The 12,125-nt window shown below is 63.0% G+C and carries 10 protein-coding genes; 4 read left to right on the top strand and 6 right to left on the bottom strand.

The genetic code is table 11. The annotated features are described in order from the left end of the window. Positions 1-22: 22 nt before the first annotated feature. Entirely contained in the window at positions 23-700 is a 678-nt protein-coding gene (locus tag KF827_RS13795) for a hypothetical protein (protein WP_291006592.1), read from the bottom strand. Positions 701-1,153: 453 nt separating this feature from the next. On the opposite strand from KF827_RS13795, the gene KF827_RS13790 reads away from it, so the two are divergent. The 4 genes from KF827_RS13790 (at position 1,154) to KF827_RS13775 (ending at position 4,685) form a co-directional block, all read left to right on the top strand. Beyond that, positions 1,154-1,420 carry a hypothetical protein gene (locus KF827_RS13790; protein WP_291006589.1) on the top strand — a complete coding sequence of 89 codons (267 nt, stop codon included), beginning with the start codon at positions 1,154-1,156 and terminating at the stop codon, positions 1,418-1,420. A gap of 109 nt (positions 1,421-1,529) precedes the next feature. Further along, on the top strand, positions 1,530-2,294 hold the full coding sequence (locus KF827_RS13785; protein ID WP_291006586.1) for a cyclic nucleotide-binding domain-containing protein: 765 nt from the start codon (positions 1,530-1,532) through the stop codon (positions 2,292-2,294). A gap of 133 nt (positions 2,295-2,427) precedes the next feature. Next, the gene (locus tag KF827_RS13780; protein ID WP_291006583.1) at positions 2,428-3,669 is read left to right on the top strand and encodes a PLP-dependent aminotransferase family protein; all 1,242 of its coding nucleotides are present in this window, start codon (positions 2,428-2,430) and stop codon (positions 3,667-3,669) included. Between the two features lie 5 nt (positions 3,670-3,674). Further along, on the top strand, positions 3,675-4,685 hold the full coding sequence (locus KF827_RS13775) for an NAD(P)/FAD-dependent oxidoreductase (protein ID WP_291006580.1): 1,011 nt from the start codon (positions 3,675-3,677) through the stop codon (positions 4,683-4,685). A 10-nt stretch (positions 4,686-4,695) separates the two neighbouring features. On the opposite strand, the gene KF827_RS13770 is transcribed toward KF827_RS13775, so the two are convergent. From KF827_RS13770 to KF827_RS13750, 5 genes are all read right to left on the bottom strand, one after another. Continuing rightward, entirely contained in the window at positions 4,696-6,240 is a 1,545-nt protein-coding gene (locus tag KF827_RS13770; RefSeq protein ID WP_291006577.1) for an acyl-CoA synthetase, read from the bottom strand. A 2-nt stretch (positions 6,241-6,242) separates the two neighbouring features. Continuing rightward, on the bottom strand, positions 6,243-7,748 hold the full coding sequence (locus KF827_RS13765; RefSeq protein ID WP_291006574.1) for a long-chain fatty acid--CoA ligase: 1,506 nt from the start codon (positions 7,746-7,748) through the stop codon (positions 6,243-6,245). A gap of 29 nt (positions 7,749-7,777) precedes the next feature. Then, positions 7,778-8,677 carry a GNAT family N-acyltransferase gene (locus KF827_RS13760; protein ID WP_291006572.1) on the bottom strand — a complete coding sequence of 300 codons (900 nt, stop codon included), beginning with the start codon at positions 8,675-8,677 and terminating at the stop codon, positions 7,778-7,780. A gap of 134 nt (positions 8,678-8,811) precedes the next feature. Then, the gene (locus tag KF827_RS13755) at positions 8,812-10,161 is read right to left on the bottom strand and encodes an AmpG family muropeptide MFS transporter (RefSeq protein WP_291006570.1); all 1,350 of its coding nucleotides are present in this window, start codon (positions 10,159-10,161) and stop codon (positions 8,812-8,814) included. A gap of 51 nt (positions 10,162-10,212) precedes the next feature. Next, entirely contained in the window at positions 10,213-12,117 is a 1,905-nt protein-coding gene (locus KF827_RS13750) for a propionyl-CoA synthetase (protein ID WP_291006567.1), read from the bottom strand. Positions 12,118-12,125: the final 8 nt, after the last annotated feature.

Raw genomic sequence — 12,125 nt, 5'->3', positions numbered from 1 at the left:
GTCAAAGCCTTTCGTTGTTTAATCAGGCATATGCACCCTCTTTAATGATGTATTTCGGTTCCATTTGCCACCGTCGCTCTATTGCCGCCTTTTCCGAGTATACGAGATAAAAAAGCTCCGGTCTGGCCGATCCCCAATAGGTATCGGGCACTTCTGCAGCACCGGCAAAGCCATATCCCTGATGCGACAAGGCCAGCCCGATATGCGGGGCGCGCACCCAGGCAAAACAGCCGTCCAGATCATGCAACCGGCATTGATGAGCCAGGGTGAGCTTGACCAGCAACGACATGATGCCCCGGCCGCGATGGCGCGGATTCACCAAGGCGCCGCCGAGATAGAGCAGCCGCCCATAAAGCTGCACGGGATGCGGCACGGAAAACGGCTTGAGCCGTTTTTCGGCGAGGAATTCCTGGCTGTCGATCAGCCGCGCCAGGCCATTGCGCCAGCGCGGCGCATGCACAACCCGGCCGGTTTCGATGCCGACAAAATCGCCGGCATGGTCGGTGACGGTGATCCAGATGAAATTGCCGTCCAGCTCCACCCGCGCGGGATCCAGCGGCATGGAGATGCTGTAGCCCGGCAGCGTGGCAACATAGGCCTTATAGGCTTCGGGATCGGCAGACATGCCCAGCCGATAACCCTGGGCTTCCAGGGCTTTGGCGATGGCATCGATATGGCGGTTGATGGCATCTTGCTGCATTTGCGCTTCTTCTTCTCCTGCAGGCCCGCGATAGGGATGGGCCAATGGCTGATATGCGCTTGATTGCGCGGGGTTACCGCTCATGCGGGAACAGCCGGACCGGCCGCTCCCGCTTTTTGCGGGTGCCCTCTCTTGCAGGAGAATGCCAAGGCAAGGCCATCCCTATTCGCGCATTTCGGGTGCAAGCGGCCGGATCGGCGCGGCGCTTGTTGCGCTGCCGGAAGGGTTGACGCCGCGCCCCGGTCTTGGTTAGGCTTGCACCATGATCGCGAACGCCACCTTCCGTCCTTGGTATTTTACGCTGCATACATAGCGGCGACGGAACGTATGTGACAAACGATCCAATGCCGCCGCCCACCGGCGGCATTCGTGTTTCTAGAACTGACGATGGCCCCGGGAAGCGGCGGGAAGTTCCACCCCAGACCGCCAAACCAACCAAGTGAGTGCCATCCGATGACCAACCAAACCGAAACCAACATGCTGACCTTGCCGCGCGAAGCCCTCGTTGCCGGCATGGATGTGGTGAACCTGCTGGTAACCGTGCGGCTTGCCGACAGCGCCAGCGATGCCCGCCGCCTGATCCGCCATTCCGAAGCCCGGCTGAATGGCCGCGTGGTGGCCCATGAGGGCGTGACCGCCGGCCTGGACGACCTGGATGCCCAGGGTACGCTGCGGCTTTCCGCCGGCCGCTACCGGGAAGCCCTGGTCTGGGCTGCCTGACTGCCTGCGGCGTTCCGTCGCTGCGACCGAATGCGCGGTTCAGCACAAGCGGGGTGGGTGTAGTATTACCTCATCGCGCGCCTGACTCGCCGCGCAAGGGGTGTGGACCATGACCGTTATCGCCATCGCAGACCGCCGGCCCAATCAAACCGCCAGCAAAGCGGCCTCCGCTGTTGATCCCTGCACCGGCTGCACGGTGGGCAAGCTCAGCCTGTGCGATGCGCTGGATGCCGAAGGCCGCAAGCGCTTCAAGCCGATGGTGCGCGGCCAGGCGCTGGAACCGCATCAGATGCTGTTTCAGGAAGGCGATGCCGCCGAGCATGTCTATACCGTCACCTCCGGCCAGGTCAGTCTGGCCCGTTCGCTGCCCGATGGCCGCCGCCAGATCGTGGATTTTGCCGGCCCCGGCGATTTCCTCGGCCTCAGCCTGGGCCTGGAAGAGCCGGTGACCCACCGCCTGAGCGCCGAAGCCCTGACCCAGAGCCGGGTTTGCCGCCTGCCCCGCGCCGCCTTCAACCGCCTGATGCAGGATGAACCGGCACTCAGCCGCCGTGCCCTGGAATTTGCCGCCCGCCGCATCCGCGCCTCCCAGGAACAGCAACTGAGCCTGGGCCGCAAAACCGCCGCCGAACGGGTGGCCTCCTTCCTGGTCGACATGGCCGAACGCAATCTGGCACGTGGCGGCAACGCCTCGCCGCTCAGCCTGCCGATGACCCGCGCCGATATCGCCGATCATCTGGGCCTGACGCTGGAAACCGTCAGCCGCGCTTTCAGCCGCCTGCGCAAGCTGGGCCTGATCAAGCTGGAAGGCGCCGACCGGGTGGCGATCCCCAATCTGGATGCCCTGAGCGGCGAAACCGCTCAATCTGCCTGAAGTTGGGCCGCCCGGCCTGATACAGGACAGGGCCCCGCCACAGTTACGGATACAGGCATCGCCTGACCCTGGCGGCATGCCAGCCGCTTGAGTATCCTCTGGCCAAATCAAGAGGAAACCGGTCCATCTCGCCATGTCGCATACTGCCCTACCAGCCCTGTCGCAGGGCGTGAATGATCTGCGCGCGTCTGAAATCCGCGAGCTGCTGAAGCTGATCAACCGGCCGGAGATCATCTCCTTTGCCGGCGGCATTCCGGACCCGGAGATGTTTCCGCTCGACAAGATCGGCACCGCCTATGCCGCGATATTGGCCGACCCGGTGCAGGCGCGGGATGCCTTTCAGTATTCCATCAGCGAGGGGTATCCGCCGCTGCGCGAATGGATCGTGGGCTATCTCAAAAGCCATGGCATCGAAGCCGCCCTGGAGCGCGTGCTGATCACCAGCGGCGCCCAGCAGGCGCTGGATTTCCTGGGCCGCGCCTTCATCGAGGCCGGCGACCCGGTGGTGGTGACCGACCCCAGCTATCTCGGCGCCATCCAGGTATTCGGCACCTACCGCCCGCGTTTCATCGCCGTACCGATGGACAACGAAGGCGCCAAACTGGCCGAGTTGCGCGAAGCCTTTGCGCAGAAGCCGAAATTCTTCTACCTCACGCCGGATTTCTGCAATCCCGCCGGGATCACCACCAGCCTGGCGCGGCGTGAGGCGATTCTGGATCTGGCGCATGAATTCGGCGTGGCGATCCTGGAGGATTCGCCCTACGAGGAATTGCGCTACGACGGCGCCCGCATTCCCAGCTTCGCCGCCCTTGAATGCCAGCGCCGCGCCAAGAATCCGGCGCTGCCTGCATTGGTAATCTATATCGGCAGCCTGTCGAAGGTGCTCACGCCGGCCTTGCGCATCGGCTGGATCGCCGCCGATGGCGCGTTGATCAACAAGCTGGTGTTGCTCAAGCAGGCTTCCGATCTGCATTGCTCCACGGTGAACCAGATCATCGCCAACGATATCGCGCGCACCTCGCATGCCAACCAGGTGGCCAAACTGCGCAGCACCTACAAGCTGCGCCGCGATGCCATGCTGGCGGCGCTGAAGCGCAGCATGCCCACCGAGGTGCATTGGAGCATCCCCGATGGCGGCATGTTCATCTGGCTGGAATTCCCCGACAGCGTCGATTGCACCGCGCTGCTGGAGCGCGCCATCAAGGAAGAGAATGTGGCCTTCGTGCCCGGCTCCGCCTTCTATGCCACCCAGCCGAAGCGCAATACCGCACGCCTCAGCTTCTCGCTGGGCGCGCCTGAGCGCATCGAGCAAGGCATCGAACGGCTGGCAACCCTGGTGCGCAACATCCTGCAGGCCAATAGCGCGGCTGCCTGAAAGGCATGACGGCTTCCACCCTTACGGCCAGCAAGGATATCGCCATCATCGGCGCCGGGCCGGTGGGTCTGTTCGCGGTGTTTCAATGCGGCATGCTGGGATTGCGCAGCCATGTGATTGAAGCGCTGCCCGAAATCGGCGGGCAATGCAGCGCGCTCTATCCGGAAAAACCGATCTACGATATTCCCGGCCACCCCCGGCTTTCGGCTGCCGCGCTGATCGAGAATCTTTCCGTGCAGGCCGCGCCTTTCGCACCGGTCTATCATTTGCGCCAGCAAGCCATGCGACTGGACGGCACGCCCGGCGACTTCACCCTCACCACCGATAGCGGCACGCGCATTCGCTGCGGCGCGGTGATCATTGCCGCCGGCGCCGGCGCCTTCGGGCCCAACCGGCCGCCGCTGCCGGGCATCGCGGCCTATGAGGGCGAGAGCGTACATTACATGGTGCGCGATCCCGAACGCTTTCGGGGCAAAAGCGTGGCGATTGCCGGCGGCGGCGATTCCGCGGTGGATTGGGCCCTGGCGCTGCATGGCGTGGCAAAACAGATTCACATGATCCATCGCCGCGATGCCTTCCGCGCGGCGCCAGACAATGTTGCGCGCCTGCGCGGCCTGCATGGCGATGGCCTGGATCTCGTGGTGCCATATCAACTCTCCGGCCTGGAAGGCGAAGGCGGCAAACTGCGCGCCGTGCTGGTGAGCGACCTGGATGGCAACGTCAAACGCCTGGAAGCCCAGCATCTGCTGGCCTTCTTCGGGTTGAAAAGCGATCTCGGCGCGCTGGCCGATTGGGGCCTGGATATCGCCGCCTATCATGTGCCGGTGGCACCGGCCGATTGCGCCAGCAAGCGCCCTGGCGTTTATGCCATCGGCGATATCGCCAGCTATGCCGGCAAGCTGAAGCTGATACTCAGTGGTTTTGCCGAGGCTGCCCAAGCAGCCCATGCCGCCTATGCGCTGCTGCATGGCCAGCCGCCGCATTTCGAATATTCGACAACGAAGGGCGTGCCCTGAAAAATCCGGGCTAAACGATCCGGCTGGTTTTGTTGCCCCAGTAGCGATCCTTCACCAGACGCTTGTAGAGCTTGCCGGTTTCATGGCGCGGCAGGGCGGGATCGAAATCCACGCTGCGCGGGCATTTGATCGGCGACAACCGGCTGCGGCAGAAATCGATCAGCGCCTGCGCCATTTCCGGCCCGGCCTGGGCAGGATCGACAAGCTGCACCACGGCTTTCACTTCCTCGCCGAAATCTTCATTGGGCACGCCGATCACCGCCACATCGAACACCGCCGGATGCTGGATCAGAACATTCTCGGCTTCCTGTGGATAGATATTCACACCGCCGGATATGATCATGAAAGCCTTGCGATCGGTGAGATAGAGGAAGCCATCTTCATCCAGATAACCGATATCGCCGAGCGTGGACCAGCCTTGCGCGTTATAGGCCGCCTGGGTCTTTTCCGGATCGTTGTGATAGATGAAAGGCTGTGCATCGGAGAAGTACACCAGCCCCGATTGCCCAGGCGGCAATTCTTCGCCGGATTCTTCATCCACCACGCGCGGTTGCCCGATGGTAGCCCGCCCCACCGAACCAGGGCGCTGCAGCCATTCCTCGCTGGTGATATTGGTGGTGCCGTTACCTTCGGAGGCGGCGTAATATTCGAACAGGATAGGCCCCCACCAATCGATCATCTGCCGCTTGGTTTCAGCCGAAACCGGCCCGGCGCCATGAATGGCAACACGGTGGCTGGACAAGTCCAACCCCGCGCGCTGGTCTGCCGGCAGCTTGAGCATGCGCACGAACATGGTGGGCACCCAATTGCTGTGGGTGACGCGATGTTTCTCGATGAGTTGCAATGCATGCACCGGATCGAAATGTCGCATCACCACCAGCAGACCACCGAAGCGCAGCACCACCATGGTGTAGCGCAGCGGCGCGGCGTGATAACCCGGCGCTGGCGATAGATAGACCATGTCAGCGTCGTAGCTGTAATAATTGCGGCAATTGTTGAAGAACAAGGTGGGCGCACCCACCGCATCGCCATTCAGCGGCCGCTTCACGCCCTTGGGTTTGCCGGTGGTGCCCGAGGAGTAGAGCATATCGCGCCCCTGCACTTCGTCGGCTATGGGCGTGGCAGGCTGAGCCGCTGTCGCCTCCTCCCAATTGCGCCAGCCGGCGGCGGATGCGCCGGTGATGAAGAAATGCTCCACCTGCACACAAGCCGCGCGTAATTCATCCGCCATATGGGCGAAAGCCGAGCCGATCACCAGCAGCCTGGCGCCGCAATCATTGACGATATAGGCGATTTCCGGCGCGGTAAGTTTGGTGGGGATCGCCGTGTAATACAGCCCGGCCCGATCCGCGCCGAAACACACATCGTAAAATACCAGGCTGTTTTCCAGCAGGAAGGCCATGTGGTCGCGGAAGCGCAGGCCGCAGGCGCGATACAATTGCGCGGCCCGGTTGGAATTGGCCTCCAGCGCCCCGAAGCTGCGCGTCTCTCCGCTTTCGGCCATGATGATGGCCGGCTTGTCTGGGTGGCGGGCTGCATGTTCACCGATATACATGCCTACTCCAGTAGCTTGCGCAATTCGGTCTTGAGTATCTTGCCGTAATTGTTTTTTGGCAATGCGGGCAGGAAACGGTAATCCTTCGGCCGCTTAAAACGCGCGATCTCGGCCAGGCAAAGCGCATCCAGATCGGCAGCCGATACCTCCGCTCCCGTTCGACGGCTGACGAAGGCCACCACCACCTCGCCCCAATCGGCATCCTTGCGGCCCACCACGGAGACTTCCGCCACACCGGGATGACGCAGCAGCACTTCCTCGATTTCGCGCGGATAGATATTGGAACCGCCGGAGATGATCATATCCTTGGAGCGATCCATCAGCGTGAGATAGCCATCTTCATCGAAACTGCCCACATCGCCGGTATGCAGCCAGCCGCCGCGCAGTGTCTCCGCCGTCGCCTCCGCATTGCGCCAATAGCCGGCCATCACCACTTCGCCGCGACAGACGATTTCACCCACCTGGCCGGGCGGCAACGAGGCGTCGTCGGCATCCACCACCCGCACGTCCACATCCGAGCGCGGAATGCCGGCGGAACCGAGATGGGCGAGATGGCGCGGATGGCCGGTATCCACATGCATCGCCTTGTCCATGCCGGTGATGGTCATCGGCGCTTCGCCCTGGCCATAGATCTGCGCCAGCTTGGGCCCCAGCACATCCATCGCCGCCTGCAGATCGGCCACATACATCGGCCCGCCGCCGTAAACGATGGTTTTCAGATTGGAGGTATCGGCCGTGCGGATTTCCGGCGCGTGGATCAGGCGATGCACCATGGTCGGCGCGAAGAAAAAGCTGCAGCGCGGCCAATGGGCGATCAGGTCCAGCGTCTCGGCCGGATCGAAGCCGCCGGATTGCGGGATCACGTTATTGGCGCCATGCAACAGATGCGGCAGAGCATAAAGCCCCGAGCCGTGGCTGAGCGGTGCGCAATGGATCATGCAATCCTCGGGCCCGATAGCATCCACATCGGCGAAGTAATTCATGATCGCCGCCCACAGATTGCGATGCGTCAGCATAGCACCCTTGGGCCTGCCGGTGGTCCCCGAGGTATAGAACAGCCAGGCCAGCGCATCGGGCGCCACCTCAGCCAGCGGCGCAGGCGCAGCGCGCGCCAGATCGGTTTCGCCCAGCACGATACGATGGGCAATACCGGACGCAATATCCGGCGTCATCTCGGCGGCATGGGCGGCATCCAGAATCAGCGCACGGGCCTCGCTGTTTTCCAGAATCCAGGCCACCTCGCGCGGATGCAGTTTGGCATTGATCGGCACGGCGGCCAGCCCGGCATGCCAGATGGCATAGAGATGTTCGAGATAGGCTGGCACATTGGCCATCAGCAGGGCTACAGTGTCGCCGGGCCGCAGCCCCAGCGCCAGCAGGCCGCCGGCAATGCGCTGCACGCGCTCTGCCATTTCGGCATAGCTGGCGACAACGCGTTTTCCCGATGAAAGCGCCGGCCGATGGCCATACACTTGGGCGGCACGGCGCAGGCCCTGGGCCAGATTCATCCCTACTCCCTCCCTTTATGGGAAAGAGTTTAGGCGTGGCCCTCGCCGTGGATCAAGCCGTCGGCTTGCGAGAAGCGATTCTGGTAGCGGGCGGCGATGCTGGCCACCGGCAGCAGGATGAATACATCCGTGGTGCCGAATTGCTCGTCCACCACCGCACCCTCGCCGATATAGGCGCCCAGGCGCAGATAGGCCTTGATCAGCGGCGGCAGGGCGTGGATGGCGGCGCGCTGCGACACCTGATCAGCCGGCAGCATATTCATCGGCACATGGCGATGCGGCAGGGCCCGCACCCGGATATCGGGCGGCGGCAGATGATGGTGGTATAGATAGCTCAGCGCCACGGCATGCTGCTGCGGATCGGTACCGGCAAACGAGGCACAGCCGAACATGAATTCGAAACGATGGTCGTCGATATAGGTGGAGATGCCGCGCCACAACAGCTGGATAATCGCATTGCCGCGATAGTTGCGGTGCACGCAGGACCGGCCAAGCTCCAACAGGCCGCCCCCCAGGTTGCTATTATGTGGGCCGACCGCGCGCAGCATCGGCGAGATATCGAATTCAGACGCGGAATAGAAGCCGCCATGGCTTTCCGCGATATCCCGGCGCAACAGGCGGTAGGTGCCCACGGCCTGGTCCGGCCCCGGCAGGCTGCGGTCGAAAACCATCAAGTGATCGCAGAGCGTGTCGAATTGATCGAAATCCAGCTGCAGCCTGGCATTCTCGGCGCTGGGCTGGGCCGCCATCTCTTCGTAGAAGACCTGAAAACGCAAACGCTGCGCCGCCCGGATGTCTTCCGGCCGGCGGGTAAGGCGAACCTCGAAACGACCGTCGCCGGCGGCGCAAAGCCAGTCCAGCGAAGCGGGCGGCGGCTGCAGCCCGATCAGCCGGGCGGTATGATGAGCGAGCGGTGCTTGCATGTTCATGTCCCGACCATCGCTATAGCCTGTTGCGGAAATAAGTCAATTCCGTGACAAGCTTGCGAAATCACATGTCGATTGAAAATATCTTGTAGCTCAGCCCAATATGACAACCAGATATAGGGAAAAACCGCGCTGTATCAAGCCGGCTTTGTCATCACGCGGGTTTCCGCGCCCTGACGCGTAAGCCAGGCGAGCAGAATCAACCCAGGCAGGGCCGCAAAGGCAGTTGCCACGAAAAATAGCGGCCAGCCGAGTGATTGCGCCAGAAAACCGGCAAAAGATGACAGGAAGGTGCGCGCCACTGCCGTAAGCGAGGAGAGCAGCGCATATTGCGTGGCCGTATAGGCCACATTGCACAGCGCCGACAGATAAGCCACCAAGGCCGCCGTGCCCATGCCGCCGGCCAGATTCTCCACGCCAACGGTGAGGGCCAGAAACCACAGATCGGCCCCCCGCAACGCCAGCACCGCAAACAGCAGGTTGGACCCCATCTGCAGAATGCCGCAAATCCACAGCGAGCGGTAAAGCCCCGCCGCCTGCATCAGCCAGCCGCCCATGAACAGCCCCAGCATGGTGGCGGCAAAGCCATAGAGCTTGCTCACCTCGGCGATCTGTTCGCGGCTGAAACCGAGCTTGAGATAGAAGCTGGTGGCCAATGCGCCGGCCAAACTGTCGCCCAGCTTGAACAACAACACGAAGAGCAACACCGCTACCCAGCCACGCCGCGTGGCGAATTGCAGGAACGGCCCGGCCACGCCCACATAGAGCCAGGCCGCGAATTTGGCGACCCAACCGCGCAAATGCGGCCGCGCCTCAAGCCAGGCCGAAACTTCGCGGAAGCGCCGCTCTGCATCTTCGCGCGGGCGCGAGGCAGGTTCGCCGATCAGCAAGACAGTGACCCCGCCGAGTGCGACCAGGGCAGCCATGATGGCATAGACCATCGGCCAGCCCAGCGGACCGGCCAGATAGAGCGCCCCGGCCGAGGATACCAGCATGCCGATGCGATAGCCGAACACGATACAGGCCGCGCCGGCGGCAAGCTGGCGCTCTTCCAATATCTCCACGCGCCAAGCATCGATCACGGTGTCCTGGGTGGCGGAAGCAAAAGCCACGGCCACGGCGCAGAGCGCGGTGAGATAAAGCAGGTCGCGCGGATCGGTGCTGCCCAGCCCCAGGATGGCGGCGATCAGCAGGATTTGCGCAAAGATCAGCCAGCCGCGCCGGCGGCCCAGCCGCTTGGTCAGGCCAGGCAGCTCCAGACGATCAACCAACGGCGCCCAGAGGAATTTCAGCGCATAGGGCGTGCCCACCGATGCAAACAATCCGATGGCTTGCAGGCTGGTGCCGCTTTCGGTGAGCCAGGCCTGCAGGGTCTGCCCGGTCAATGCCAGCGGCAGGCCGGATGCAAAGCCCAGCACCAGGATGGCCAGCACCCGGCGATCACGATAGACCGCGATGCCGGCGAGCCAGTTTTGCATACGATTCATGGCGCGATTCTATCCGCATTTCCCCCCACGCGGGAGGGCTGACGGATGGCATCAAGCTTTTTTGGCGTATCCGACTGGTTTGAGTGCGGCCTCGATCTCGGTGAGGATGACGGGATCCTCGATGGTTGCGGGCATGCGGAATTCTTGCGCGTCGGCGATCTTCTGCATGGTGCCGCGCAGGATCTTGCCGGAGCGGGTTTTCGGGAGACGCTTCACGATCACCGCCTGCTTGAAGGCGGCAACGGGGCCGATCTTCTCGCGCACCAGGGCCACCAATTCGCGCAGGATCTGCTCCTCCGGCTTGGTGACGCCCGCCTTCAGCACCACGAAACCCAGCGGCACCTGGCCCTTCAGCGTATCTGCCGCACCCACCACGGCGCATTCCGCCACATCAGGATGGCTGGCCAGCACCTCTTCCATACCGCCGGTGGACAACCGATGGCCGGCCACGTTGATGATGTCGTCGGTGCGGCTCATGATGTAGATATAGCCATCGGCATCGATGAAGCCGGCATCGCCGGTGTTGTAATAGCCCGGGAAGCGCGCGAGATAGCTTTTCTTGAAGCCCTCGTCGTTGTTCCACAAAGTGGGCAGGCAGCCCGGCGGCAGCGGCAGCTTGATGGCGATATTGCCGATATCGCCCGGCTTGGCCACCGGATGGCCGTCATCGTCCAGCACCTGCACGTCATAGCCCGGCACCGCGCAGGTGGCCGAGCCATGCTTGACCGGCAGCAATTCCAGGCCCATGAAATTCGCCGAGACCGGCCAGCCGGTTTCGGTCTGCCACCAATGATCGATCACCGGCTTGCCCAGGATATCCTCGGCCCAATGCACGGTATCCGGATCGGCGCGCTCGCCGGCCAGGAACAGTGCGCGGAACTGCGACAGATCGTATTTCTTCAGCAACTCCGCCTTGGGGTCTTCCTTCTTGATGGCGCGGAAGGCGGTGGGCGCGGTGAACAGCGCAACCACCTTGTGCTGCTCGATCACCCGCCAATAGGCGCCGGCATCGGGCGTGCCCACCGGCTTGCCTTCATAAAGCAGGCTGGTGGAGCCATGGATCAGCGGCGCGTAAACGATATAGGAATGGCCCACCACCCAGCCCACATCGGAAGCCGCCCAGAATACCTCGCCGGGCTTCACGCCATAGACATGCTCCATCGACCAGTCCAGCGCCACCATATGGCCGCCATTCTGGCGCACAACGCCTTTCGGAATACCGGTGGTGCCGGAGGTGTAGAGCACATAGAGCGGATCGGTGGCCGCCACGGCCACGCATTCGGCCGGCTGCGCCGCAGCCAGGCTGGCCGCGAAATCATGGTCTCGGCCGGCGATCATCGGCGCGATATACATCGGGCGCTGATGGATCAGGCAGGCTTTCGGCTTATGCGCGGCAATCTCGATGGCCTGATCCAGCAGCGGCTTGTACTCCACCACGCGGCCGGGCTCGAGGCCGCAGGAAGAGGCAATGATCAGCACCGGCTTGGCATCATCGATGCGGGTGGCCAATTCGCGCGGCGCGAAGCCGCCGAACACCACCGAATGCACCGCGCCGATACGCGCGCAGGCCAGCATCGCCATCACCGCCTCTGGCGCCATCGACATGTAGATGATGACGCGGTCGCCCTTCTGCACACCCAGGCCGCGCAGCGCGCCGGCCAGCTTGGCCACTGAATCGCGCAGCTCGGCATAGCTGAAGCGTTTGATGGTGTTGGTGACCGGGCTGTCGTAGATCAGCGCCAGGCGCTCGCCATGGCCAGCCTCAACATGGCGGTCCAGCGCATTGTAGCAGGTGTTGGTCTCGGCGCCGGCATACCAGCGATAGAAGGGCGGGTTGCTGTCGTCCAGCACACGCTCGTAAGGCTTGCTCCACACCACGCGGCCAGCCTGTTTGCCCCAATAGCCATTCGGATCAGATTGCGCAGCAGAATACTCAGCCGCATAACGCCCCTGCATAACCATCC

The sequence above is a fragment of the Ferrovibrio sp. genome, from assembly GCF_019636075.1.
Taxonomy (GTDB): Bacteria; Pseudomonadota; Alphaproteobacteria; order Ferrovibrionales; family Ferrovibrionaceae; genus Ferrovibrio.
Note: the sequence above shows the minus strand (reverse complement) of the source record. Positions and strands in the feature narration are given on the sequence as shown.